The sequence below is a fragment of the Schaalia odontolytica genome, assembly GCF_031191545.1.
In the GTDB taxonomy this organism is placed as follows: Bacteria; Actinomycetota; Actinomycetes; order Actinomycetales; family Actinomycetaceae; genus Pauljensenia; species Pauljensenia odontolytica.
Window position 1 is genome coordinate 978,796 of record NZ_CP133472.1, and the last position, 25,755, is coordinate 1,004,550.

At 67.4% G+C, this 25,755-nt stretch carries 17 protein-coding genes; 10 read left to right on the top strand and 7 right to left on the bottom strand.

Going from position 1 to position 25,755, the window contains the following annotated elements; all coding sequences use genetic code 11:
- Positions 1–230 precede the first annotated feature (230 nt).
- The 8 genes from RDV55_RS04160 to RDV55_RS04195 all read left to right on the top strand — a co-directional run bounded on the left by RDV55_RS04160 (position 231) and on the right by RDV55_RS04195 (position 11,297).
- Positions 231–524: a YtxH domain-containing protein gene (locus RDV55_RS04160; protein ID WP_309188031.1), complete on the top strand. Its 294-nt coding sequence runs from the start codon at positions 231–233 to the stop codon at positions 522–524.
- Positions 521–1,663 carry a VIT1/CCC1 transporter family protein gene (locus tag RDV55_RS04165; protein ID WP_309188033.1) on the top strand — a complete coding sequence of 381 codons (1,143 nt, stop codon included), beginning with the start codon at positions 521–523 and terminating at the stop codon, positions 1,661–1,663. The genes RDV55_RS04160 and RDV55_RS04165 overlap by 4 nt, the downstream gene beginning before the upstream one ends.
- 121 nt (positions 1,664–1,784) lie before the next feature.
- On the top strand, positions 1,785–2,735 hold the full coding sequence (locus RDV55_RS04170; protein ID WP_111823154.1) for an ADP-ribosylglycohydrolase family protein: 951 nt from the start codon (positions 1,785–1,787) through the stop codon (positions 2,733–2,735).
- 264 nt (positions 2,736–2,999) lie between these two features.
- Positions 3,000–8,012 (top strand): DUF3418 domain-containing protein, encoded by a 5,013-nt coding sequence (locus RDV55_RS04175; protein ID WP_245907638.1) that lies wholly within the window; start codon positions 3,000–3,002, stop codon positions 8,010–8,012.
- A complete protein-coding gene (locus RDV55_RS04180) occupies positions 8,009–8,518 on the top strand; it encodes a SprT-like domain-containing protein (RefSeq protein ID WP_111823155.1) in 510 nt (169 codons plus the stop codon). Before RDV55_RS04175 ends, RDV55_RS04180 begins: the two co-directional genes overlap by 4 nt.
- Positions 8,519–8,649: 131 nt before the next feature.
- Positions 8,650–9,183: a phosphoribosyltransferase gene (locus RDV55_RS04185; RefSeq protein WP_111823156.1), complete on the top strand. Its 534-nt coding sequence runs from the start codon at positions 8,650–8,652 to the stop codon at positions 9,181–9,183.
- Positions 9,180–9,869, top strand: coding sequence for an AAA family ATPase (locus RDV55_RS04190; protein ID WP_111823157.1), 690 nt, complete (start codon positions 9,180–9,182; stop codon positions 9,867–9,869). Before RDV55_RS04185 ends, RDV55_RS04190 begins: the two co-directional genes overlap by 4 nt.
- Positions 9,870–9,956: 87 nt before the next feature.
- Entirely contained in the window at positions 9,957–11,297 is a 1,341-nt protein-coding gene (locus tag RDV55_RS04195) for a cytochrome c biogenesis protein/redoxin (RefSeq protein WP_111823158.1), read from the top strand.
- Here the strand turns inward: RDV55_RS04195 and RDV55_RS04200 are convergent.
- The 5 genes from RDV55_RS04200 to RDV55_RS04220 all read right to left on the bottom strand — a co-directional run bounded on the left by RDV55_RS04200 (position 11,294) and on the right by RDV55_RS04220 (position 18,100).
- Positions 11,294–11,830 carry a low molecular weight protein-tyrosine-phosphatase gene (locus tag RDV55_RS04200; RefSeq protein ID WP_111823159.1) on the bottom strand — a complete coding sequence of 179 codons (537 nt, stop codon included), beginning with the start codon at positions 11,828–11,830 and terminating at the stop codon, positions 11,294–11,296. The two genes, RDV55_RS04195 and RDV55_RS04200, sit on opposite strands and share 4 nt — an antisense overlap.
- The gene (gene mtnN, locus RDV55_RS04205; protein WP_111823160.1) at positions 11,827–12,570 is read right to left on the bottom strand and encodes a 5'-methylthioadenosine/S-adenosylhomocysteine nucleosidase; all 744 of its coding nucleotides are present in this window, start codon (positions 12,568–12,570) and stop codon (positions 11,827–11,829) included. The genes RDV55_RS04200 and mtnN overlap by 4 nt, the downstream gene beginning before the upstream one ends.
- A gap of 103 nt (positions 12,571–12,673) precedes the next feature.
- On the bottom strand, positions 12,674–15,304 hold the full coding sequence (locus RDV55_RS04210) for a SpaA isopeptide-forming pilin-related protein (protein WP_111823161.1): 2,631 nt from the start codon (positions 15,302–15,304) through the stop codon (positions 12,674–12,676).
- Between the two features lie 70 nt (positions 15,305–15,374).
- Positions 15,375–16,337, bottom strand: a complete 963-nt coding sequence (locus tag RDV55_RS04215; protein ID WP_111823162.1) for a class C sortase — start codon at positions 16,335–16,337, stop codon at positions 15,375–15,377.
- Between the two features lie 122 nt (positions 16,338–16,459).
- A complete protein-coding gene (locus RDV55_RS04220; RefSeq protein WP_165835833.1) occupies positions 16,460–18,100 on the bottom strand; it encodes a SpaH/EbpB family LPXTG-anchored major pilin in 1,641 nt (546 codons plus the stop codon).
- Positions 18,101–18,758: 658 nt separating this feature from the next.
- Between RDV55_RS04220 and RDV55_RS04225 the strand changes: the two genes are divergently transcribed.
- Positions 18,759–20,477, top strand: coding sequence for an L-serine ammonia-lyase, iron-sulfur-dependent, subunit alpha (locus RDV55_RS04225; RefSeq protein WP_111823164.1), 1,719 nt, complete (start codon positions 18,759–18,761; stop codon positions 20,475–20,477).
- 383 nt (positions 20,478–20,860) lie between these two features.
- Here RDV55_RS04225 and RDV55_RS04230 read toward each other — a convergent pair whose 3' ends face one another.
- Positions 20,861–23,395 carry an FtsX-like permease family protein gene (locus RDV55_RS04230; RefSeq protein ID WP_111823166.1) on the bottom strand — a complete coding sequence of 845 codons (2,535 nt, stop codon included), beginning with the start codon at positions 23,393–23,395 and terminating at the stop codon, positions 20,861–20,863.
- 29 nt (positions 23,396–23,424) lie between these two features.
- Positions 23,425–24,192, bottom strand: coding sequence for an ABC transporter ATP-binding protein (locus tag RDV55_RS04235; protein WP_111823167.1), 768 nt, complete (start codon positions 24,190–24,192; stop codon positions 23,425–23,427).
- Positions 24,193–24,510: 318 nt separating this feature from the next.
- Between RDV55_RS04235 and RDV55_RS04240 the strand changes: the two genes are divergently transcribed.
- Entirely contained in the window at positions 24,511–25,518 is a 1,008-nt protein-coding gene (locus RDV55_RS04240; protein ID WP_165835834.1) for a DUF559 domain-containing protein, read from the top strand.
- Positions 25,519–25,755 lie beyond the last annotated feature (237 nt).

Genomic DNA, 25,755 nt, shown 5'->3' on the forward strand with positions numbered 1-25,755 from the left:
TCAAGCATGCGCCGTAAACGAACGACCACAATGCGCACGAATGTGACGAGGCGGCGCCCCGGGAATGACGGGGCCCAGAATAATCCCCACCCAGGAAGAGGATCGTGCGACGAGGAGGGCACCGCCATTAAGATGAGACGCATATGAGCGGGCGAGAGCCGCGCCCACGAAATCGCCACGCGAGCACAATCGCGTGACACCCCACCACCCGCATGGAGAAAAGGACACTCATGGGAACCAAGACCGGAATCCTCATCGGAGTTGGCATCGGATACATCCTGGGCACCCGCGCGGGCCGCGAGCGCTACGAGCAGATCCGTGCGAGCGCCTCGAAGCTGCGTCGTTTCCCAGTCGTCGCGCGTCCCCTGGATGCGGCTGGCCAGAAGATGTCCGACTTCGTGCGTGCGGGCGGCGAGCAGGTGACCGATAAGGTCGCGGATGCCGTGAAGGAACGCCTTTTCGGCACCCCGGCCTCGCCGACGACGATCGACGCGCAGGCCACCTCGTCCTCACCCCAGCGTTGAGCACACGAGGGAACGAGGCATCCGCCGCGAACACGGACAGGGAGCCCACGAGGGCGCAGATCAAGCGCTGGCGCAAGCACCTGGCCGAGGAGCGCATGGAGGCTCGCACCTACCGCGACCTCTCGGAGCGCCGAACGGGCGAGGAGCGCGCTGTCCTCCGTCAGCTTGAGGAGGCGGAGCGCCGCCACGAGGAGTACTGGCTGGCGCGCCTGGGTGAGCACGCCCTGCCCGCCCCCAAGCCGCCGCTGCGCACCCGCGCCGCGTCCGTGCTGGCGCACCTGTTTGGCACGATCTTCATTCTGGCGATGGCCCAGCGCGCGGAGCAGCGTTCCGCACGCGACGTGGATGACGACGTGCCGACGCACATGCAGGCGGACGAGCACATTCACGCCGAGGTCATTCGTTCCCTGGCCGCGAAGTCACGCGAGACCCTGGCGGGCACGTTCCGCGCGGCGGTGTTCGGCGCGAACGACGGCCTCGTGTCGAATCTGGCCCTCGTGCTGGGCGTGGCGGCGACCGGCATGGAGCCCCACGTCGTCCTCCTGACGGGAATCTCGGGCCTGCTGGCCGGCGCGCTGTCGATGGCGGCGGGCGAGTGGGTGAGCGTGCGTAGTCAGCGCGAGCTTCTCGACGCCTCGATCCCCGACCCGCACGCGCATCAGGTGGTCCCGGACCTAGACGTGAACGCCAACGAGCTGGCCCTGGTGTTCCGCGCGCGCGGCGAGAGCGAGGAGGAGGCCGAGATCCACGCGAAGCAGGTCTTCGCGCGCCTGGCCACGCCCGCGACCGGAGAGTCCGGCGCGATCGCTGTTCGAGCAGCCCTGGGCGGCAACCCCGAGTCGGACGGGGCTGGCGAGCAGGTGGGCACCCCGATGAAGGCGGCCCTGTCGTCGTTCTCTTTCTTCGCGGTGGGCGCGTTCTTCCCACTGGTCCCCTACCTGCTGGGCATGACCGGCATGACCGCGATTATCGTCGCGTCGGTGATCGTCGGCATCGCGCTGCTGTTCACGGGCGGCGTGGTCGGCATCCTCTCGGGCCAGTCCCCCGCCCCACGCGCGCTGCGTCAGCTCCTGGTGGGCTACGGCGCGGCGGGCGTCACCTACCTGCTGGGCTGGCTTTTCGGCACGACGGTCGCCTGACGTTTTCCCACAGGGCCCGCCGGGGACGAGGCCGGGGCTGGCCCGCGTGTCCCAGTCCGTCCGGCCGGGCCGCGCATGGAACCCGGAGCCACTTGTCGGTGCCCTGTGCGAGACTGTAGGCATGACGGAATTTCTTTCTCGGGCGCGCGGCGCCATGGTTGGCCTGGCTGTCGGCGACGCGGTGGGCACCACGAATGAGTTCAAGTGGGCAGGCACCTTCGAGCCGATCACGGACATGGTGGGCGGCGGCCCCTTCCTCCTGAAGCCCGGGCAGTGGACGGATGACACGTCGATGGCCCTGTGCATCGCGGATTCCCTCCTGGCGAAGGGCCGCTACGACTCGTTTGACGTGATGGAGCGCTACCAGCGCTGGTTTTCGAAGGGTTATCGTTCGTCGACGGACAGCTGTTTCGACATCGGTGGCCAGGTGCGCGCCGCGCTGTTCGATTTCGAGCACGATCCGCGTGTGCCTGTGACCGCAGAGCGTACGACCAGCGCGGGTAACGGCGCGATCATGCGCCTGGCACCGGTGGTGATCGCTGGGTTCCGCTCGCGTTCCCCTCGCGAGGTCGTCGAGACCGCTCGCTTGAGCGCACGCGAGACGCATTATTCCCTCGAGGCCGAGGCCGCCACCGAGGTCTTCGCCGCCCTGCTGGTTGGCGCGCTGCTGGGCTGGTCCCCGACCCAGCTCATGGACGTGTCCTGGGCGTCGACAGGTGAGCCGTTCGACGAGATGGCCGCGCGGGTGATCAGCCCGGATCCGCAGGTTCGCGCGTCGTGGGAGGCTGAGACCAGCGGTTACATCGTGAACGGTATTCGCCTGGCGGTGCACGGCCTGCTGGATTTCCCTTCCTTCAAGGATGCGACCCTGGCGATCGCCAACATGGGCGGTGACGCGGATACGAACGCCGCGATTTACGGGCAGCTGGGTGGCGCGTTCTATGGGATCGAGGCCATCCCGGCCTCGTGGAGGGAGCGCGTGTACCAGGGGGAGGAGATCGACGAGCTGGCGTGTGCCCTCGTGGATCTGCGCCTGGAGGCGCCGGTGACGCGTTTCGACGAGGACCTGTAGACCCAGCGCGCGCCACGCCTGCCGTGCCACGCGTGGCGCACCCTCGCATTGCCGCGACCACAGCAGATCCCCGACAATGTCGCACGTAAGTCCCCGGCGCTTCTTTCAGCCGTGAGAGTTAAAGCGTTGACATGATGCGATTGTGGGCCGCTCTCAGAAATAGCCCCGAGGGAGTTGCGTGCACTTTTTGCTGTTGGCCGACTTGCCCGCTACCCCACGCGCCGAAGGGCCGCCGCGTCTGGCCGCGACTAGACTGGCTCCATCATGCCTGACTCTCGCTCCAGCACGCCTCCGTCCGACCCCAACGCGCGCGGTTCCGGCCCCCACGCGCCTCGACGCGCGAATGGGCAGCGCGGCAACGTCCGAGGACGCGGCGGCGCAGTTCGGGAAGGGTTCGCACAGGCATCTCAGGGCTCGCGCGACAAGAGCGACAAGAGCGGTAACAGCAAGAACGGCAAGGGCCGAGGCCACAGCGACGCTGATCGGACCGCCACCAACGCCCGCGCTCACCGGGCGGGCCGCCGCCCGCAGCGAGAGCACGCGCGCCCCTTCAGGCCCTTCACGCCCGAGCAGCTGGCCCAACGCGCGGCCGCGATCCCGGTGATTTCCTTCCCGGACCTGCCGGTGAGCGCTCGCCGCGACGAGATCGCGAGCGCCATCCGTGACCACCAGGTGGTCATCGTGTCGGGCGAGACGGGCTCGGGCAAGACGACGCAGCTGCCGAAGATCTGCATGCAGCTGGGCCGCGGCGTTGCGGGCATGATCGGGCACACCCAGCCGCGCCGGCTCGCGGCGCGCTCGGTCGCGGACCGCATCGCCGACGAGTTGGGCCAGACCGTGGGCCGCGAGCCCGGCCAGGTGGTCGGCTACCAGGTGCGTTTCACGGACGAGGTCGGCCCGACGACCCTCGTCAAGCTGATGACGGACGGTATTTTGCTGGCGGAGATCCAGTCGGATCCGATGCTGCGCCGCTACGACACGCTCATCATCGACGAGGCCCATGAGCGCAGCCTCAACATCGACTTCATCTTGGGTTACGTGGCACGCCTGCTGCCCGCCCGCCCGGACCTGAAGGTCATCATCACGTCGGCGACGATCGATTCGGATCGTTTCGCCCGCCATTTTGGGACGTGGGAGGGGACACCCGGCTCGGGTCGCCTGCTCGAAGCTGCTCCCGTCATCGAGGTGTCGGGTCGCACGTACCCGGTGGAGATCCGCTACCGTCCGCTCGGCCCGACGACGCCCTCCTCGTACACGTCCGAGGCGGTCGCCGAGCAGGCGGAGGAGGCCGGCAGCGAGGACGCCGCTCAGCCTGGTCCAATGCAGCTGGTTCTGGAGGACCCGGACGACGAGCTGGCGACGCTGGGCTACGGGATGGGCGAGGACATCGACGTGGAGACGGCGATCTGCCACGCGGTGGACGAGCTGAGCGCGGAGGGCGACGGCGACATTCTGGTCTTCCTGCCGGGCGAGCGCGACATCCGCGACACGGAGGCGGCCCTCCTCGATCACCTGAAGGGGCGGTCTAGGCGCGCGGGCGACGACAGGGGCGCACGCCCGACCGACATCGAGATCCTGCCGCTGTACGCGCGACTGACGGCGGCCGAGCAGCATCGCGTGTTCGAGCCGCATAGGCTTCGCCGCGTGGTCCTGGCAACGAACGTTGCGGAGACATCGCTGACGGTTCCGGGCATCCGCTACGTGATCGATCCGGGTTTGGCGCGCATTTCGCGCTATTCGAACAAGACGAAGGTGCAGCGCCTGCCGATCGAGCCGGTCAGTCAGGCGAGCGCGAACCAGCGCGCGGGCCGATGCGGCCGCGTCGCGGAGGGCGTGACGATCCGCCTGTTCTCCCAAGCAGACTACGTCTCGCGTCCGCGCTTCACCGAGCCGGAGATCCTGCGCACCTCCCTGGCCAGCGTCATCTTGCAGATGGCGTCCCTGGGCCTGGGCGCCGTCGAGGACTTCCCGTTCCTGGATGCTCCGGACCGCCGCTCGGTACGCGACGGCGTGGCCCTCCTCGTGGAGATCGGCGCGCTCGCGCCGGACAGTGGGACGCAGGACGCGGCCGCGGCCTCGTCCCAGTACAGGCTGACCGGCATCGGCCGGGACCTGGCGCGTCTGCCGATCGACCCGCGTCTGGGGCGCATGCTGCTGGAGGCGCAGCGCCTGGGCTGCGCCTCGGAGGTGCTCGTCATTGTGGCGGCACTGTCGATCCAGGACGTGCGCGAGCGCCCGGCCGACCATCAGGGCACGGCGGACGCGTCGCACGCGCGCCTGGCGGACCCGCATTCGGATTTCATCACCTACCTGAACCTGTGGCGCTACCTAGCGGTTCAGGCGCGCGACCTGTCGGGGTCGGCTTTCCGACGCCTGTGCCGGGCGGAGTTTTTCCACTACCTGAGGTGGCGCGAGTGGCGCGACGTGGTCGGCCAGCTGCGCCAGATGGCCCGCATCCTCGGGATCGCCGCGGGGCCGGTGGGCGAGCCGTCGACGGGCGACGTCGTGGAGGCCGCCCACTTCGGCGGCGCGCAGGACGCGGCCGTTCGCGCGGTCCTGACCTACGGGCAGGGCCCGGCATCCGTGGATGCGGACCAGCTGCACCGCTCGCTGCTGGTCGGCCTGCTGTCCTACCTGGGGTCGTGGGACGAGACGAAACGCGACTACGAGGGCGCGCGCGGCACGCACTTCACGATCTGGCCGGGTTCAGGTGTGAGCGGCCACCCCGCCTGGGTGATGACCGCGGAGCTCGTGGAGACCTCGCGCCTGTTTGCCCGCACGGTGGCCCGCATCCGCCCGGAGTGGGTCGAGCCGGCGGCGGGCGGCCTGCTCAAGCGCTCGTATTCGGAACCGTTCTGGTCGGTCGCGAAGGGCGCGGCGATGGTCCGCGAGCGCGTGACGCTCTACGGCCTGACACTGGCGGCGGACCGCGAGGTGCTGCTGGGGCGGCTGGGTGAGACGGTCATCGACGAGGCCGTGCCCGTCTCCCGCTCTCATGCTCCGCGCGCGGGGTCGCTGGAGGCGCTGGCGGCGGGCTTGGTGTCGGCGTCGAAGGATCCGCTGTCGTCGGGGTCGTTTGAGCCGCGTCATTTCGAGGAGCTGGCGGCCACCCGCGAGGGGATGAGCGCGCGCGAGCTGGCGCGCGAGATGTTCATTCGCAACGCCCTGGTGGATGGTCAGTGGAGGGAGAGGCACGCCTTCCAGCGCCGTAACGAGGCCTTGGTGGAGCAGGCGCGCGAGGTTGAGCGCCGTAGCCGTACCCACGGCCTCGTGGCGGATGAGCAGGCGCGTTTCCGGTTCTTCGACGATCGTGTCCCCGAGCACGTGACGAGCGCCGCGGCGTTCAACCGCTGGTGGAAGGACGAGCGCCGGGAGCGTCCGGATCTGCTGATTTATCCGGCGTCACTGCTGATGCCGCGCGAGGCCACGTCCGGCGAGGGTTTCCCGGACCGCTGGCAGTGCGGCGACCTGTCCCTGGCCCTGAGCTACGAGTTTGCGCCGGGCAGCCCGCGCGACGGCGTATCGATGCGTATTCCGATCGAGGTGCTCGAGCGCGTGAGCGATCAGGGCACGGACTGGCTGGTGCCGGGCATGCGAGAGGACCTGCTGACCGAGGCAATCCGCGCGCTGCCCAAGGGTGTGCGTCGCCTCCTGGCACCCGCTCCGGACGTGGCCGCGTCGGTGGCGCGGTGGATCGAGCAGGCGGGCGATGAGCCGGTCGAGGCGACGCCCGCGCCGGATACGTCTGCCGGGAACGCAAGCAACGCCGGCGACGAGCCGGATCCTCTGAGCCTGGATGCCGCGATGGGCCGCCTGGCGGCGTGGGGCGCGAGCTCGGGCCGCGTCTCGACGCGTCACTCTCCCAAGAGGACGCAGCAGGGGGCTACGCGCAAGGAGGCCCCGTCGCTTGGTGGCGCCGAGGAGGCGACCCGCGTTCCCGCGAAGCCCCGCGCGCTCACCGAGGGCTCCGTCCTGGAGGCTCTGGCCCACGCGGTGCGCGTCCTGCGCGGCGTGGACCTGAGCGAATCTGACCTGGCGCACGCACGCGCCCACCTGCCCGACCACCTGCTCATGACCTTCGTTGTCACGGATGCCTCGGGCAAGGAGCTCGGCTCGGGTAAGGACCTAGCCTACCTGCAGCGTCGCCTGGCTACCGACGCGAACAAGGCGGTGCGCACGGCCGTTCGCGCTGCCCTCGAGGAGGCCGGCGAGAAGCAGGCGCGCAGGAACAAGCGCGGGCGCGGCGCCTCGGATAAGGCCGCGTCGCGCGGTGGGGAAGACTCCCCCACCTCCAAGGGCGCGCAGTCCGCCCCCGGGAAGGGCGCGCGATCGACCACGGACGCCCCCGCCTCGGCCCCGGCGCCGGCGCCGGACCAGGCATTCCACGCCGACGAGCTCACGCAGATGCCGACGCTGCCTCGGTCGATCACCCAGACCTCGGGCACGATGACGCTGCGGGCCTTCCCTGCCCTGGTCCCCCAGGGCAGTGCGTCCGCGCCGGCGGCGGGCGTGCGCGTCATGGCCAGCGCAGCCGAGGCCGACCGCGAGCACCGAGCCGGCCTCGCCCGACTGCTCCTGGGCCGCGTAGCCCTGGCGACGAAGCGCATCACGACGCGATGGACGGGCCGCGAGGCCCTCATGCTGGCGGCCTCCCCCTACCCGGACACGGCCGCCCTGGTCGCGGACGCGCAGCTGGCCTCGGCCCTCTCCCTCGTGGATGAGCTGAGCACCCCCGCCGACGTGCGCGACCCCCAGGCCTTCGAGGCCCTCGTGATCGCAGCGCGCGACGCGCACGAGGACCGCGTCTACCGGATCCTCTCCCACGTCGTGCGCGCCCTGGAGGCCAGCGCGCAGGCCGATGCAGCCGTGCGCGCCCACCCGCAGGCGTCCCTGGAGGAGACGACGCGCGACGTCGCCCGGCACGGGCGCACCCTGTTGTACGAGGGTTTCGTGTCGGCCACCCCGGCCTCGGCCCTACCTCACCTGGGGCGCTACCTGCGCGCCGGGGCCGTGCGCATCGAGCGCGCCGCATCCTCTCCGGGGGCTCTGGGGCGCGACCTGGAGGACATGGACCGCATCCACCAGGCCGAGGCCGACATCGCCTCGGCGCGCGAGGCCTTGGAACGGCGACCCTACGACGCGCGTAGCGCCGCAGCGCTCACCCAGGCCCGGTGGATGGCCGAGGAACTGCGCGTCTCCGTGTTCGCCCAGACCCTGGGCACGCCGAACAAGGTCTCCTTCAAGCGCCTGCTCGGCGTGCTCGCGGGGGCGCGGTGAATCGCCAGGAGGCGCGCACCCTCGCGCGTTCCCTCATGGACGCGGCCGGCCTCGCCGAGTGGCGTTTTCGCTTCGACAACGCGAGGCGTCGTGCCGGGGTGTGCGCGCACGCGACGCGCACCATCAGCCTGTCCGCCCCGCTCACCGACCTGTACGACGAGGGCACGATCCGAGGAGTGATCCTGCACGAGATCGCCCACGCTCTCGTCGGCCCGTCCCACGGGCACGACGCCACGTGGAAGCGCGCCGCCCGAGACCTCGGGGCACCCGATTCGGCCCGTCTGCCCTCGTCCCTGCCATCCCCCGACGCGCCGTGGGTGGGCACGTGCCCGCGCTGCGGGGCCACCCGACGCCTGTACCGGGCGCCGCGCCGCGTCTCCTCCTGCGGGGCGTGTTCGCGCGCCTTCAACCCCGCGCTGATCCTCACGTGGGAGCGAGAGGGGACCCCGACCTCGCCCGGGCGCGCCTACGAGCGCGAACTAGCCTCGATCCGCCGACGGCGTTAGCGTTACCTGTGCCGAGGGGGCGGCGCATGACGTGTCTCTTGCCACGTCACCGTTTTGCAACCCGGGTAGGCGAGCAGACACCCGCCCGACGGCGATACCCTTGATCCCAACACCCCCGAGAGAAGGAAGCCATGGGTACCATCGCCAGCCCCGACGCCAGCACCGCTCCCGACCGCGAAGTCCTGACCTGGGAAGGCTTCGGCGACGCGTCCCGTGAACTCACCCAGCAGGTCGTCGACTCCGGATGGATCCCGGACCTGATCGTCGCCATCGCTCGCGGCGGCCTGATCCCCGCCGGCGCCGTCGCCTACGCGATGGACGTCAAGGCCATCGGCACCATGAACGTCGAGTTCTACTCCGGCATCGGCGAGACCCTCGACGAGCCCATGCTGCTTCCCCCGCTCATGGACGTCTCCGCGATGGACGGCAAGCGGGTCCTCGTCGTCGACGACGTCGCCGACTCCGGCAAGACCCTCAAGATGGTCATGGACCTCATCGACAAGCACGGCCTCTCTCTCGACGGCTCCTCCTCCGTGCGCGTCGAAGCACGCAGCGCGGTTATCTATAAGAAGCCCGTGTCCATCATCGAGCCCGACTACGTGTGGGCGTACACCGACAAGTGGATCAACTTCCCCTGGTCGACGCTGCCCGTCATCAAGCCATGACTTCCTCTCGGGCGGGCTCGGACCGGTACGCTGTTGCCGGAGCGCCCGGGCGCGCCCAGGCCTCGTCGATCACCCACCGTATCGTCGAGGCCGTCGCCCAGCGCGCCCGCAGCGGCGACCCCGTGCGTGTGCTGGGCCTGACCGGCCCTCCCGGGACCGGCAAGACGACGATCGCCGCCGAGCTGGCCGCCGCCCTGCCCGAGGCCGGTATCCCGGTCGCGGGCCTGGCACCCATGGATGGCTTCCACATGTCCAACGCGGTGTTGGCCGCGCGCGGCATCGCCGACCACAAGGGCGCGCCCGACACCTTCGACGTCGGCGGCTACGTGGCCCTGCTGGGGCGCGTACGGCGCGCAGACGGTGTGGTCCTGGCCCCCGACTACCGGCGCGACCTGCACGAACCGGTCGCCGCATCCCTGCCCGTCGAGGTCGACGGCGTCGTCATCACCGAGGGCAACTACCTGGGCCTCGAACTGCCAGGCTGGGCGGACGTGCGCGGCCTCATCGACCTGCTCGTTTTCATTGAGACACCCTTCGAGGAGCTGGCCTCGCGCCTCATCGATCGACACGTCAGCTGTGGGCGCGACCGCGCGGACGCGGCCCACTGGGTGCGCACGGTAGACGCGGCGAACATGGCCCTCGTTGAACGCACGAAGGAGCGCGCGAACCTCGTCTTGTCGCTGTAGGGATGCGCGTGCGATGTCTGCCGTGCGTGTTCTCGCCGATCCACCCTCTGTCGTGCACAACCACCCCTTACAAAGTAAGGTGAACCTATGTTCCTCTTGCTTGGCCTTCTCGGTGGCTTCATCACGGGCATTTCCCCGTGCATCCTTCCCGTCCTGCCCGCGCTGTTCCTGGGGGCTGCCAGCGGCAGCGATTCGACGCGCACAGGGAGAGGGACTTCCTCCGAAGCCGGCCAGGCGGGCCCGGATCCGTCACTGTTCCGACTCGCCCCGGGTGTGAACCTCGGCGGCGAGAGCGCGACCCGCGCGCAGGCGGCGGTCAAGGCCGACGGCTCCGAGTCGGTGACCCGTCGCCCCGTGCTCATCGTCTTGGGCCTGGTGACCTCTTTCCTTCTGATCACGGTGGCGGGGTCGGCCCTGTTGAGCCTCCTGCACCTTCCGCAGACTCTGATCCGCTGGACAGGTATCGTCCTGCTGGCGGCCGTGGGAATCGGCATGATCGTCCCGAAGGTCATGGAGGTGTTGGAACGCCCCTTCGCACGCCTGGCTCCCCGAACGACGGGAAACAGCGCCGGATTTGGCCTCGGCCTCGTCCTGGGCGCGGTCTTCGTGCCCTGCGCGGGTCCGGTGCTGACCTCGATCATCGTTGCCTCTAACTCGGGCCAGATCACGTGGCACGTCATTGGGCTGGCGGTGTCCTTCGCGGTGGGCGTGTCGATCCCCCTTCTGATTGTCGCTCTCGCCGGTTCGGGCGTCGCTGCCCGCTTCCTCAAGACCCGTCAACGTCCCCTGCGAATCGCCGCTGGCGTCGCGATGATCGCACTCGCACTGGGCATCGCGACGGACGCTCCCGCTGCCCTGCAGCGGATGGTTCCGGACTACACCGCCTCGCTCCAGGCGGGCACGGAGGGCGCCTGCGAGGACGGCGCGTGCGAGCCCGAACACGAGGTCCAGGCGAGCACCGACTTCGCGCAGTGCGCGCGCAGCGGGGCGAAGGATTGCGGCACCCTCCCCGCGATCGGCGCCTCGGAGTGGCTCAACTCCCTGGGAGAGCCTCACGGCACGGTGACCCTCGTCGACTTTTGGTCGAGTTCGTGCGTCAACTGCGCGCGCGAGATTCCCGAGATCGAGCGCATCTACGAGAAGTACAAGGACGCTGGCCTCGTTGTGATCGGCGTACACTCCCCGCAGCAGGCCCACGAGCGCGAAGCGTCCGTCGTCAGTGGCGCCGTGTCCCGTCTGGGCATCACCTACCCGGTGGCGCTGGACCCCGAGCTGGAGGCCTTCCAGGCGTACGGCGCAAACGCGTGGCCGACCCACTACCTGGCGGGGCCTGACGGGCAGCTGCGCTCGATGGGCAGGGGAACCTCGGGCCTCGAGGACCAGATTCGGGCGCTACTGACCGAGGCCGGGGCGAGTCTTCCCGACTAGGAGCGCAGCACGCCCTGCGACACGAAGGAAAGCAAGCGGGGCGTGACCCGCTCGATCACTTCGCGGGTGTCGACAAAGTCCTGGTGGCCTCCGTACCAAGGATCGGGGACATCCCCGCTTCCCTCGGGGTCAAAGTCCCTGTACAGGCAGATGAGCGGTCCACGGTCATGCCCATCGCTCCCGGCGGCAGCGCTACTGCGGTAAGCAGTTCCAGCGCGGTTCGCGAGGCGCTGCAGAGCGCTCAGGTGTCGGCCAGTCATTGCCAGGACAAGGTCCCACTGGTCCAGCTCCGCGGCGCTGACCTGGCGCGCACGATGGTCGGGAACGTCATATCCGGCATCGCGCAGGACCCGTGCGGCCCGAGGGTCGATGGGGTTCCCACGTTCCTCGTCTGAGACTCCAGCGCTGTCAACGACGATGCGGATACCGGCTTGAGCGGCGCTCTGTTCGGCGATGGCGTGGGCCATAGTGGAGCGGCAGATGTTGCCGGTACACACCATGAGGATTCGGGTGGGGCGATCGTTGGTGTTCATAGCATCCTCAGGTAGGCGGCAACCGCGTCGGCGCTGTGGGAGGCCGCGCGTTTGCCATCCATGTGGAACGCCTGGTCGGCGCTGGGCTCACACAGGTCAGAGACGGCTCGCAAAGAGATCCAGTCGACGCCGGCGGACCAGCATACTTGGGCCATCGCGCAGGTCTCCATGTCGGTGGCAATGGCGTCGGGGAAGCGCCGACGCATGGGTTCGGCGTGTTCCTGTGTGCAGAAGGAGTCTGAGGAAAGAACCTGGCCGATTCGCACCCGGTGGGAGATCACGTCGGACAGGTCGTCCAGTCGCGCTGCCGCCGCCTCGGATGAGGTGTAGTCGACGGGCATCTGTGGGATCTGTCCCGGCGCGTATCCAAACGCGGTTGCATCCGCCTGCCCGTAGATGGTGGTCGTTCCAGCGGCGATGTCACCGACGTTGATGTCACGCGCGAGTCCACCGGTCGTACCCGCCGCGATCACCATGGGAGTATCGACGAGGGTGAGGGCGCGGGCGGTGGCGCAGGCGGCGTTCGCCAGCCCGATGCCCGAGGTGACCACCAGGACACTCTTCCCTTCGAGCTCCCCGAGGGCAAATCGCTGGGTCATGCGCGACCCGCCGAGCACCGCGTCGGGTGTCTCAGCGTCACCGAGGGGGGCAAGCTCGTGTAGGAAAGGGGCGGCCTCCATGTCCATGGCGGCCTGGATGACGGCGTCGACGCGGACGCGTTCGGGCATGCGCAGATTCATGCCCTCAATGTTAGGCGACGGCAGCGCCCCGGGCGCGCTCGCCCCGCATGCAGCGAGACCCCCGGACCGGTGGTTCGGGGGTCTCGCTAGCCTATCGGCCTTGTCAGGACTGGCTGACGCGCTGGCGCTTACGCGCCCACATGCACGCTCCAGCAAGGGCAATCATGCCGACTCCTCCCGCGACGTGGGGGTAGACGCCGTATCCGCCTGCGACGGGCAGCGTGCCCACCTGGGTGTCGACGATACGGATGCCGGGGGCCCCCGCCTCACCGCTCACCCCGGGCTTCGCCGGCAGGACGCGCACGGAGGAAAAGCCCTCGTCGGGACCGAACTCCGCCGTGAGGACGGTGGTCGCGTCCGCGTCGTTTCCGACGCTGATTCGGAATGGGACGGGCCTGGGGAGAAGCGCGTGTCCGGCTGGCGCGCGTGTCTCGACGAGCCAGTAGTTGGTGTCAGGGGCCAGGGGGTCGCTCAGGAAGGTGGGGCCACCGTCGACGACGCTGACGGGCGTTCCCTTGAGTTCAGCGTTGTCGTAGATCGCGAAGGCAGCACCCTTAAGCGGGTAGGTTCCATCGTCGTTCGGCGTGCCAACGGGTTGTGTGCCGGCCTTCTCGATGCGGATGTAGCGAGGACGCACGGGAGCGCACGCCTCGTTGTTGGCGCTTCCGTCGTAATCGTAGGGGCCACTCACCGAGTTATAGAGGCCGCGCCTGGGCGTCAGGTGCCCATTGTCGGAGGCGCACTCCAGTGCGGGCTCACTGTAACCCGGGGTCCTTTTGTTGCGTGCCACATGCATACGGATGTACCAGGTGGCCTGGGCACCCGGTTCGAGGTCCGTGCCCTCGGTGAGGGTGTAGGGGCCGTAGCGCGTTGGGGTGGCGCTGTCGAGTCCTTCCAGGGTCGTGGCGATCCTGACGGAGCGTTCCTTCAGTCCCGGAGCGAAGGAGGGGGAGTCGGACAGTTGTCCGGTGGTTCCTTTCAGGGTCCCGTCGTTGGTGGCGGTGATGCGATAGGTGACGGTGATGTTGGGGGTGAAAGCGTCCTTGACGCTTTCGATGCTCTTCTCGATGCGGATCTTGGGGGCCTGCTTCTGGTTGGTGAAGGTGCAGGTCACCGGCAGAGCCTTGGCCGAGGAAGCGGGGGGCACGGCGGAGAAGTCGATGCCGCCGGTGGCCGGGTCGCGCGTGACGTTCACTCGGTCGCCAACTCCGTTGACGCAGGTGACCTCCGAGAGCTTCCACTGCGCGGCGTTGGGATCATCGCTGACTGGCCAGGGGCCGTAGTAGCCGGGCTGGCCGGGCGCGATCGGGTTCCTGCCGGGGATCGTGGGTCCGGTCTCGGCGACGATGAACTGGGACTTTCCGGGGATGAAGGACTGGTATCCGCTCAGGACCGTGCCGCCGTTGCCGTAGGCGGTGGGCTTGAGGGAGAAGTCGGAGAAGGATCCGGGACTGATGTAGGTGTCGGCCTGTGCCTCGTTGGGCAGGGGCGCTCCCTCGGGGGCCTTCCAGTCGCCGGCGGGCAGGGTCGTGAAGTTGAAGGCGGGGATCTCCTCGCCGGGGGCTCCGGAGTCCTCGGTGACGTTCTTCGCGATGCGCAGGAATCGCTCCTGACGAAACTCTCCGTAGAGGCATCCGTAGGAGGTTTGATTCTCCTTCGTGGTGAAGGTGTTGACGGGTTCCGAGCCCGCGGGCGGCTCGGCGGGGCAGTTGCCGTCGGCGCTGGGAACGAAGCCCCAGAGGAAGAGGCGGTAGGGGATGCCGTCAACGACGAGGGTGCGGTCCGAGGTGGTCTTGTTCACGGTGAGCACGTCGTCAGATTCGGGCGTGTGCCCCGGAACATCCACGTAGTTGGGGTAGTAGTTCGGCTGGTTGGTGTAGATGTCGTAGTTGCCGTAGCCGGGGCCCACGTGCTGGAAGCAGAACCAGGTGTTCTCCCCGTATCCGCGGATGAGGGCGTAGTAGGGTGCCTCCGCGGGGCACGAGCGGGCGGAGTACGCCTGCGAGTAGTACCTGTAGGCTCCACCTTGATTCGCCACGGCGGTCGTGTCGTTATCGTTGGTGGTCTCGTGCTGGTCGAAGGGGAAGGATTCTTCGAGGTCTCCGATGCGAATGTCGAAGGAGGCGTGCACGTAGTGGATCGCCGACCAGATCGGGAAGTTGTTGTGTCGGACGGTGCCGATCAGGAAGGTGCTGTTGAGCGCGGACTTGCCGGGGTTGTTGGGCTTGTAGCCCAGGGCGCTCGTGGTCGAGGCAGAGATGACGTTGTCCCTGTACTCCCCCCGGTAGCCGTAGGGATTGATGTGGTAGTCCCACGCGACGCCTCGGGTGATGTAGGACCAGTAGTCCCCACGCTTGGCGACGTCGGCCTTCAGCCAGCGCTGGGCCACGCCCGGCTGGTGAGCCTGCGAGTACTGGTTGCGGTCCCTGGAGTCGAAGACGCTCATGCCGCGCACGACGCCGAAGAATGCGTGGTCGGCGACGGCGGTCGTGCGGTCGGTCGGAGAGTCGTTGAGAATGGCGGGACCGATGCGTCCCTCGGTCCGATCGAAGACGACCTCGTCTGATCCGGCACTTTCGAGGGTCGGGCCGGCCTGGGTCGGGGAGGCCAGCAGGCCGGGCATCGCGACGAGCGCGGCGAGCGCGGCTACGATGAGGACCCGCACGCCGTATCGACGAGGCGTGATCGCGGCCCTCGCATGTCGCACAATGCGGGCGTTGGGGCGATACTGCATCAGTTCTCCAAGTATCTTCTACGGTTCTAAGGTAATTATATTTGTTCGGACAACGAGCGCGCTAGTGAGCTTACTCGCCAATTGACGCGTCGTTTTCTTTGGGGGCTGCGGCATCCTCCGCCACAGCCAAGGCTTCCGGCGTTTGCGCCGCCTCCAGCGTTTCCCGAGTCCGCTTGCGCGCGCGCAGCCAGATCCATCCGGCGACGCACAGGATCACTGCAACGGAGGCGAGGACGGCGATCATCCAGGGCTGCAGGACGCGGGAGTGAACCTGCTCGGCCTCGGCCTGGGCGTCCACGTCATCCATGGGGACCCTTTCGCCCGTCACGAGGAGGCGGTGCGTGTTGACTCCGTAGGGAGTACACGTGATCAGGGTGGCCAGGTCCTTACCCTCCACCTTGTTCAGGGACTCTGTCTCATTGGGCAGCACCACGCGGATGTCGGTGACCTGATACTTCAGGTGGCGGCCGGCGGTCTCAATGTAGAAGAACTCGCCCATCTGCACGCTCGTGAGTTCATCAAAGATCGTGGCCGTCCCCAGGCCCGTGTGGCCTGTGAGGACGGTGTGGGTGGACTCCCCACCCACGGGGAGGGCTGTGCCGAACAGATGGCCGACACCCTTGTCGAGGGTCGCGGTGTCGGTTCCGTGGTAGATCGGAAGATTGACGTCGATGGATGGGATCTTGACGGTCGCCATGACGTCGTTCAAGTCAAGCTGAGAGAGGTACTCCCGGTACTGGACGGTGTCGGGGCGCTGCGCATCCAACCAGGGGTCAAGGATGGGCGCCTCCGCGGCCGCGCGGTTGTATTCGTCGGCGCGGCTCAGGCTCTCTGCGACCGCGTCGGGGCCAACCTCCTCGGCCACCGCGCTGAACTGCTCGGCAATCTGGGACTGGCGATGATTGTTGTACTGGGTGGCCAGGACCGGGTAGAGCAGGACGAGGATGCCGGCCAGGAGGAGAACGGGGGGCGCGATCGTCAGAAGACGGACCTTGAGGGGGGTCTTCGACTGATCGGACGCTTGCTTACTCACGCGTTCTCCATTCGTGCTGGCGCTCCAGCTGAGTCATTGGGATGTCGCCTCACCAGAGGCGGATGTTCGTTGCATGCACGGGGGTGCGGCCTGCGAGCCGCACCCCCGTGTGCTAGCGCGGATCAGGCGTCAGCCTGCTCTTTGCGGCGCTTGTTGGCCAGCACGATCGCGCCAGAACCAGCCACGAGGAGCGCACCCGTACCGATGAGCACGCCGACACCGGCAGCACCGGTCAGCGGCAGGTTGAAGCCGCCGTTCTTCGGCACGTCCTTGACGGTGGTCTCGAGGGTGTACTTGTTGTCCTTGGTGGAGTTGGACGCCAGGACCTGGAAGGCGATCGGACGGGACTGCAGCTCGAAGCCGTCGGGAGCCTTGGTCTCAACCAGGCAGTAGTAGCCGGGGTCAGCCACTTCCTCGTTGTCTTCCCAGTCGTTGTTACGCAGGCCGTCGATCGTGACCTTGCCCTGGTCGTCGGTCACGAAGGTGTCCTTGCCGGCGACGGTCAGCTTGGTCTCGAGGGTGGCGTCCACCGACTCGAAGTTATTGGCGGGCTTGGCCTTAGGCGTGCACTTGTAGACCTGGAACTCGGCGCCCTGGAGCTTCTTGGTCTCGTCAACGGAGGAGGTCTTGGTGATCGTCACCTTGCCGAACTTGGAGACAACCTTGGCGTTCGGGTATTCCGGCGGGGGAACCTCGCCGCTGCCGGGCGTCCAGTTGTTGGCGGGAGCGCCGGGCAGGAGGATGGCCTTGTTCTCAACCAGACCCTCGTCGCCGATCTTTTCCTTGAGAGTACCCTCCAGCGACATGACGATCTTGGTGTCGCTGCTCTTGCGCTGGGCGATCATCTTCTTGCGGCCGGCCTCGGTGAACTCGGCGGTCCAGAAGTTGGTCTTGCCATCCGTGCCCACGGCCGGGATCAGGGTGTAGTCCTCACCCTTGACCAGGGGAACATCGCCGTCCTTGGCTTCGACCATGCGCAGCTCGATCTGATTCTCGGGCAGGTTCACGCGCTTGTCGTACTGGTCGACGACGTTGTAGTAGTCCACGACCGGGGCGTCGGGCACATCGGCGGTGATGGTGTAGGAGATCGGGGAGCCGACGGCGGGCGTCTGAGCGTCGTCGACCTCCTTCTCAACGTTGACCTTGGCATTCTTCGGGTAGGCGTGAACGTCGTAGACCCAGTTGTTCAGCTCGGTGGGGTGCGTCATCGGCACCGTGATGATGAAGGGGCGCGAGCCGGTGTATCCGGCGGGGGTCTGGGTCTCGGTGACGATGTAGGCGCCCAGAGCGAGGTTGTTGAAGGTGGCGAGGCCGTCATCCCCGGTCGTCATGGACACGGGCGTGCCGGTGCCGTCGGCGCGGGCGGCCGCGATGGCGGCGGCGTTCGCCGAGATCTTCTCGTCGCCCTTACCCTTGCGGTAGTTGGCGAGCTTCTCCCAGCCCTCCTGCTTGGTCAGGTCGACCGAGGTCAGCTTCTCGACGGTGAAGGTCGCGCCGGCCAGCGGCTTGCCAGTCGCGCTCGGGTCGAGGAGGCCGTTGCCTTCCTTGGTGCCGTTGTCGTCCTGCTTGACCAGCTTGTGGATGGTGATCGAGCCGGTCTTGGCGGGGTCGAGGTCGACCAGGGAGGCCGGGCGCTCAGTCGTGGCAGCCAGCCCGAAGGTGGGGGTTGCCTGCGACGCGGCGGCGGGCAGGGCCAGCGCGCCGGCGGCGACGGCAAAGGCCGCGAGCAGGCTCACGCTGCGGCGGGTCTTCGTGGTGCTCATTGTTTTCCTTATTCTCCTGTGTGTGATGTGTGAGACGTAAGTCTTCAAGGGGAGGCTGACGCCCCCGAGCACGAGCGCGAGTGTCATCCAGCGAGCGCGTGAGCTCCGCAAGCTCTTGACAGCTCGCAGGCCAGGCCGTCGCCACCGGTCAACACGACCGCAACGAGGGTTAATCCGCAACGATCGGGCGCTCGCCGATGAGACGCTTTCACTTAAGCGAATCGCGATCTCATCGCCACCCGATCGCCATCGAGATTTTCCCCTCGATTGGCTCATATGTCGCGATTGCGAGCCTCGCTGGGAGGGACGGGCAATCACTCGATATCTTTGACATGGAGAACAATACGCCACAGTTACCGAAAAATGCAACTCTGCATTATCTGTTTCACAAAAGTCGCCATTTCATTCCCCGAAGCATTTCACCTGTCGTATCTTGTTGCGCGATTTCTCTTAATTACCAACCGTTATAATAGATTATACACTCGGGCTAACATCCACCTAGACAGCTGACAGTTAACGGCTATCGAACACGGGTAACTGACAGGAGAGATGACTTCACATCCGACCATACCCCCTCGCACCTCCCCTCCTGATACGTACGCAACCCCAAACTCCTTGAGTCCAGGCACCGGGCCACGACTACTGCAGAATAGAGAGCATGGACCTACGCCCCGTCGCTCTGGATACGCCCGTCACCACCTACGATTCCTCGCGTCCGACCCCGGCCGCGATCGTGTCCGGCCACATCGCCGCGCACGACGCGCCTCACCCCCTGTCGGTCTTCGACATGTTCCGTATCGGGATCGGTCCCTCCTCGTCCCACACGGTCGGCCCCATGCGTGCCGGGCTCGCCTTCACGACTGAGCTGACGACTCTCCCCCCTCCATGCCACATCACAATCGACCTCTTCGGCTCCCTTGGAGCCACCGGACGCGGCCACTCCACGGACCGCGCAGTACTCCTCGGCCTGGCGGGCTACGATCCGGAAACCGTCGACATCTCGACCGTCGAATCGATCCTGCCGACCCTGGCGAGCACCGGGACGCTGACGCTGCCCAGCGGAGCCCAGGTCACTCTTGACGTTGCACGCGATATCCGCTTCGTTGCGCGCACGGTCCTGCCCTACCATGTCAATGCTCTCACCATCACCGCCACCGACGCAGACACACACATCATCCTGCGGCGAACCTACTACTCGGTGGGAGGCGGCTTCGTGATGACCCAGACCAACGACGACACCGACAACCCCGAGGTTTCGTCGCTAGCATCCGGCCAAACCAGCGTCGGCATTGACGTCCCCGCGCCCTATCCTTTCGCTTCGGGTAGCCAGCTGTTGGCCCAGTGCGATGCGGAGGGCAAGAGCATCGCTGAGCTGGTGCGCGCCAACGAGGAGGCGGTGCGCCCCCGCGAGACCCTGGACGCCTACCTTGACCGCATCGCCGACACAATGTTCGACTGCGTGGACGCGGGAACGTCCGCGACGGGCATCCTCCCGGGAGGACTCGACGTCCCCCGCCGTGCGCAAGCGCTCGCCGGAAAGCTCGCCAGGCGCCTCCTCGGCCCATCGTCCCCCGCGACCGCCGAAACGGGGCAGGGGGTGCCCGGTGACGCGCGGGCATGGGTCTCCACGACGGCCGATCCGATGCGCGCGATGGACTGGGTCAACCTTTTCGCCCTCGCCGTGAACGAGGAGAACGCCGCGGGACACAGGGTCGTGACCGCACCGACGAACGGCGCGGCAGGCGTGATTCCGGCCGTCCTGGGCTATCTCGTCACCCACTGCCCCGAGACGGGATCAACCCCGGGTGTTGCGGCGGGTCCGGATACGCGCGACGGCTCGATTGCGCCGCTCTCTCACATCCGGCTCTCCGGCAGCCAGGCAGGTGCCACTGAGGACTGCGAACACGAGGACGATGAGACGTTCCGGGAGCATCGCCGCACCCTTGTGCATGACTTCCTACTCGCGGCCACCGCGATCGGCGCACTCATCAAGACGAACGCCTCCATCGCGGGGGCCGAAGTCGGCTGCCAGGGGGAGGTCGGCTCCGCCTCAGCGATGGCCGCTGCCGGCCTGGCCCAGGCGCTGGGAGGGAGCCCCCAGCAGGTCGAGAACGCCGCGGAAATCGCAATGGAGCACTCCCTGGGACTCACCTGCGACCCCGTGGCCGGCCTCGTCCAGGTGCCATGCATCGAACGCAACGCCATCGCGGCTGTCAAGGCGATCAACGCCGCACGCATGGCCCTGTGGGGGGACGGGCGCCACACCGTGAGCCTGGATGTCGTCATCGAAACAATGCGCCAGACGGGTAACGACATGCTCTCCAAGTACAAGGAAACATCCGAGGGAGGGCTGGCGGTCAACGTCGTCGAGTGCTGAGGCGCAGCTAAGCCTGGCCGGACAACGAGCCGACGCGGATCACCCTGAGCACACCGGTCCCACCGGTGCGGAGGGTGCCGGAGGGACCGGAGGGCACAAGAGGGTCTGGCCGCGGTGCCGGCGGGCGGCGGCAGGGCCAGGGCGGGCCTGGAGATCGACCACTCCGAGCGAAGCTCGCGTGTGGCGATCTCGCGGGCGGGCCGCCGCCCACCGGCACACACAGCGGCCCGGCCCATCAAGGCAGGCCACGCGGCGGCCGGGGCCTCCGGCGCCAGGAACACCAGCGGGGCCACAAGCAACACCACGCAGCACAACATGACAACGGGTGGGGCGCCTCTCGACACCCCACCCGTCATCAACACCGGTTATTCAACGGGCTGTTATCACTCCGTCGCGAGCGCCTCCGAGGGGCTAACCTTCGCAGCTCGGCGACCGGGCAGCCACGAGGCGATCAGCGCGGAAACAATCGCGACGACACACACGCCGACCAGCTGCAGCCAGGGCACGCTCAGCACGGGAGTGGTCCCATCGATCGGCAGGCTCATAACGCCGACCCACCCGAAGGCAACACCCATGCCAACACCGATGAGCGCACCGGTCATCGACAGGAACAGTGCCTCGAGGGCGAGGAGCCTCTTCATCTGGCGTTTCGTCAGGCCAAGGGCCCGCAGCAGGCCGTTCTCACGGGTGCGTTCGGCAACCGACAGAGACAGCGTGTTAGCCACGCCCACAAGCGACACGAGGACGGACACGCCCAGCAGTCCGACGAGGACGAGCATCAGCTGGTCGATGATCTTCGTGTACATCTGGCGTTCCAGGGCGGAGCCGTTGACGCTCAGGTGCGAGTCCTTGAGCAGCGCGGCCTGGACGGTCTCGGCGTCGGCCCCATCGGCCATCTTGATGATGATCGCCTGGCGCTCGAGCGACGTCGCGATAGACCTCAGTGTCTTCTCAGAGACCTGGGCCTGACCAACTCCACCATTCTTGTCGTAGGTGGCGCTCAGGTCCACGCACGTGTCGGCGCACAGGCGCAGCGTCTGCCCAGCCAGGGCCTCGTCGCCGACGCGCACCTGGTTATCGCCCAGCTGGGTGACGGTCGAGTGGGTGACGCCCGTGTAGTCGGGTTCTCCGGTGATCAACACCGACGAGGCCTGGGCCTCGTCCTGCGAGCCGGCTCCCTCGGGTCCGGCGTAGGCGGGCGCGCCCGAGGTGGTCGTCAGGGTGCCGGGGGCGGCGTACTGAGCGACGGTGGCGGCCACGCCGTCGGTGGCCGCGATGGCGGCCTGCTGGTCGTCGGTGAGCGCTCCGGAGGTAGACACGGCCATGAGGTCGAAGGGGCGGGCGTCGTTCACGGCGTTTGTCAGGGTGGTGCGCACGGACGCGGCGCCGACCATGATGGTGACGACGAGGGTCACGCCGATGATAATCGCGGTGCCGGTCGCGGAGGTGCGGCCGGGGTTGCGCATCGTGTTCTCGCGGGCCATGGCGGACAGGGTGCCCGGGAAGGCCGCGCCGAACGCACGGGTGAGAGCGGGCAGCAGCACGGAGGCGACGAGCAGCGCACCAAGGAGCGCCAGGAGCGACCCGCCGAATGCCCCGAGGAATTTCGTGCCGCCGCTATCCGAGCGCCACGCAGCCGCCACAGCAGCGCAACCGGCCACAGCGATGAGCGCGCCGATGATGAAGCGGACGGTGTGCTTCTTGCGGGCGGCGGCCCCGGCCTCGTTCACGGGGGCGAGGGCGGCGACGGGCGCGACGCGGGAGGCAGCGCGGGCAGGGAAGACGCCGACCAGGGTCGTGAACAGGGTAGCCCCCAGCCACGTGAGGGCGAGCTGCCAGACGGAGGTGCCTGCCAGCGCCTCACCAATGCTAGAGGCCAGGCCTGTTCCCGTCTCCGTGAGCGCGCCAATCAGCCAGCCGAGCACGACGCCAATCGCGGACGAGATCGCTCCGATCGCGAGTGCCTCTCGGGTTACGAGCGAGCGGACCTGTCGCCTGGTGGCTCCCAGCGTGCGCAGCAGTGCCAGCTCGCGGGTGCGCTGTGTGAGCACGACGCGGAATGTCGAGGAGACGACGATGGAGGCCACGAGCGCCGCGATCGCTGGGAAGATCAGCATGATTCCCATCGTCACTGATGCTCCCAGACGCGCCTGGTCGAGGTCCTCCTGGATTGCCTTGTGCACGCTGGTCACGGTCACGCCCGAGATGCCGCTGAGCGCTGAGTTTGCTGTCGCCACCCACTCGTCCTGGGTGGCGACGGGAGGGTTTGCGTTGCTGTCCGCATCCGAACCGGAAGTCGCGACGATGAACTGGCCGGACACGGTGTGCTCGAAGAGCGCGGAGAAACCGCCGTCGGTCACGTAGCTGGCGGGGATGCCCATGCTGATCGTGTGCGAGCGCGTGGTGCCGACGATGGTGAGGGTGCGGTAGTCGCCCTCGGTGAATCCTTCGCGCACACGGACGGTGTCACCGACTTTCAGTGAGAGGGTTGAGGCCGTGTGCTCCGGGATAGTGATCTGGTCGTCAGCGGTCGGTGCGGCTCCGGCGCTCAGGTCGAGGCCGGCGAAAGGCTTGGGGGCCAGCGGCGAGACGTAGAGTCGGGCGCGCGTCGCGTCGGTCTGGGCGTCGGCAGGCCACTGGGCCATGTGCTTGATGGCGGTGACGCCGCTGGTCGCAGACAGGATTTCTTCGGCGCGCTGAGTCGACTCGTCGGTCGCGTCCTTGTTCTGGGAGACGACGATCGTGCCGCCTCGATACTGCTGGTAGACACTGGAGGTCAGGCCCGCGGTCATCGCCGTCATGACGATGAGGGTGATGACGATGAAGGCGGTGGAGATGGCGACGGCCAGACCGGTGGAGACGTAGCGGCGGCCATGGGAGCGCAGGTTAGCGCGCAGGAGGGAGTTTATTGCAGACATGAGGAGAGCCTTGGGGTGTGGGCGCGCGGTCAGCGCAGCGCCGCGGTGAGGGAGTCGGCGGTGACGTCGCGCAGGTCAGAGACGATGCGGCCGTCGCGGCACACGAGGACGCGGTCCGCGTAGGCGGCGGTCGCAGTGTCATGGGTGACCATGATGACGCTCTGGCCGAGTTCATCGACGGCGCGGCGCAGCAGGTCCATGACCTCGCAGGTCGAGTGTGAGTCGAGGTTTCCGGTCGGTTCGTCAGCGACGATGACGGCGGGGCGACTCATGAGCGCTCGGGCGACGGCGACGCGCTGCTGCTGACCACCAGACATCTCGGAGGGGCGGTGGCTCAATCGGTCCGCGATGCCCAAAGAGTTGACGATGAGGTCGAACCATTCCTTCTCAGGAGTAGCCCCAGCCAGGCGCATGGGCAGAAGAATATTGGCGCGGGCGTCCAGGGTGGGCACCAGGTTGAAGGACTGGAACACGAAGCCGATCCGGTCGCGGCGCAGCTTGGTCAGCGCGGTGTCTTTGAGGGCGGTGATGTCGGCGTCTTCGACGAAGACGTGCCCGGAGGTGGGGGCGTCGAGGCCGGCAAGGATGTGCATCATCGTGGACTTGCCCGATCCGGAGGGTCCCATGATGGCGGTGAATTCGCCGGCACCGAAGCCGACACTCACGTCGTCGAGGGCGCGCACCTGCGCGTCGCCGCTTCCGTAGATCTTGGAGACGCCCTGGAGTCGGACGATGGACGAGGCCGGGGCCTCTTGGTCGGCCACGGGGGCCTGCGCGATTGTCGTGTTCGTGTTCATGCATCCATCGTGCGCCTGCGGTGCGCGTCACCGCTACGGAGGTTTCCCCTGATTCATCCCCGAGATCACCCGGGGTATTCTCGGGGATGCTCGGTCGCCCTACCCCAGGGGTGCACCCGTTGAAATACCCGCGTTATGTGCCCGGAACACCCGTGGGCGGGGCCTGGCTGCGGTGCCCACGAGCGCACCGCACACCACTCATGCGCTCAAAATGCAGACCGCCTCGCCCGAAACACCCCAATTTCGCCCATTTTCACCGAAGTGGTCTGCACTTTGGGCACAACCCCTAAAATCGGAGGTGAGTCGAAGGAGACCACGATGGACGCATTTGCAATCCGCGCCATTGCAAGGCACGCACACACCACCACCAGAGCGACGAGTACCGAGCGCCGCCGACTCGCTCGACATGCACAGCTCGGCAAGCTGATAAGGATTGCACCGGGCTATTACCTCGATACCGAGGCCATTACCGCACACCCTGACCCAGGCACGGTGGTTGCTCTCGCGCGGCTGGCCGCCGTTCAGCACAAGCACCCCCACCTCATCGCCTCGGGACCGACGGCGGCGTGGCTATTCGACCTGCCCCTCCTGGGCGCACATCCGCTCCACGTCACGACAGCAACGGACCAACACCCGCGCCCGATTGATCTTCCCAAAATCCAGGCAGGTTCACTGCATTTTCCAGCCATGGCTGTGCAGCCCCACCGGCCTCGGGGCGGACGATCACCCGCAATGATTCGTCACGACGGAGACTTCCTCGGGATCACCCTTGAAGACACTGTTGTTGATTGCGCATTGTCCCTTGCCGAAGAGGAGGCGTTCGTCGTCGCGTGTGCCGGCTTGCATGAACTGGCTCGATATCGGCGTTTCTATCGCGATGATTCCCGGCGGCGCGAGGAACACAGCCGCGAGCGGCTGCTGCGTTTGATCGGCACATCCTCACAAGGCAGAAGGCACGCAATCTCAGCGCGTTGGGTCGTCACACACGCGGATGCAGGGTGCGAGAGTGCGGGTGAATCGCGCTTGCTTTACCTGCTGGTGCAAGGTGGCCTGCAGGGGTTGGAAACTCAGTACCCGGTTTCAGCGGCGAATAAATGGTACTTCATCGACATCGCCATTCCGGAGCACCGGATCGGAATCGAGTTTGATGGCCGCGGCAAGTACGGTTCCGATGTTGACTCGGTCCATCGTTCCATCGAGGCCGAGGAGCGCCGCCAGCGCTTACTCGAAGCGCAGGGCTGGCGGATCCGCCGCTTCCGATGGGAGGCTCTCGCCCACCCCGAAGAAGTCATCGCACAGATCCGGGCGTTGTATCGCCGCGACTAGTTCAGTCGCACAATGTTGCACCTCAACCAGGCTCTGGTGATAACAATCGGTCGGCGGCTCACGGCGAGAATAGCGCCCACCACCATAATGGGATCCAGTCTGCCGTTGCACGCTAGGGGTGCCCATACCTCATCGAAGGTCTCCGCGATGTCCCGTGCTGTGCCCCTCTTCGTACCCACAATCACAATGTGCCCAAAACGCAGACCACCTCGCCCAAAACACCCAAATTTCACCCAT

Coding starts and splice junctions, on each gene's coding strand:
- RDV55_RS04210 (WP_111823161.1), bottom strand. CDS start 15,304: ATGCAGTATCGCCCCAACGCCCGCATTGTGCGACATGCGAGGGCCGCG.
- RDV55_RS04185 (WP_111823156.1), top strand. CDS start 8,650: ATGGGTACCATCGCCAGCCCCGACGCCAGCACCGCTCCCGACCGCGAA.
- RDV55_RS04230 (WP_111823166.1), bottom strand. CDS start 23,395: ATGTCTGCAATAAACTCCCTCCTGCGCGCTAACCTGCGCTCCCATGGC.
- RDV55_RS04175 (WP_245907638.1), top strand. CDS start 3,000: ATGCCTGACTCTCGCTCCAGCACGCCTCCGTCCGACCCCAACGCGCGC.
- mtnN (WP_111823160.1), bottom strand. CDS start 12,570: ATGAATCTGCGCATGCCCGAACGCGTCCGCGTCGACGCCGTCATCCAG.
- RDV55_RS04170 (WP_111823154.1), top strand. CDS start 1,785: ATGACGGAATTTCTTTCTCGGGCGCGCGGCGCCATGGTTGGCCTGGCT.
- RDV55_RS04235 (WP_111823167.1), bottom strand. CDS start 24,192: ATGAACACGAACACGACAATCGCGCAGGCCCCCGTGGCCGACCAAGAG.
- RDV55_RS04195 (WP_111823158.1), top strand. CDS start 9,957: ATGTTCCTCTTGCTTGGCCTTCTCGGTGGCTTCATCACGGGCATTTCC.
- RDV55_RS04190 (WP_111823157.1), top strand. CDS start 9,180: ATGACTTCCTCTCGGGCGGGCTCGGACCGGTACGCTGTTGCCGGAGCG.
- RDV55_RS04240 (WP_165835834.1), top strand. CDS start 24,511: ATGGACGCATTTGCAATCCGCGCCATTGCAAGGCACGCACACACCACC.
- RDV55_RS04160 (WP_309188031.1), top strand. CDS start 231: ATGGGAACCAAGACCGGAATCCTCATCGGAGTTGGCATCGGATACATC.
- RDV55_RS04225 (WP_111823164.1), top strand. CDS start 18,759: ATGGACCTACGCCCCGTCGCTCTGGATACGCCCGTCACCACCTACGAT.
- RDV55_RS04200 (WP_111823159.1), bottom strand. CDS start 11,830: ATGAACACCAACGATCGCCCCACCCGAATCCTCATGGTGTGTACCGGC.
- RDV55_RS04220 (WP_165835833.1), bottom strand. CDS start 18,100: ATGAGCACCACGAAGACCCGCCGCAGCGTGAGCCTGCTCGCGGCCTTT.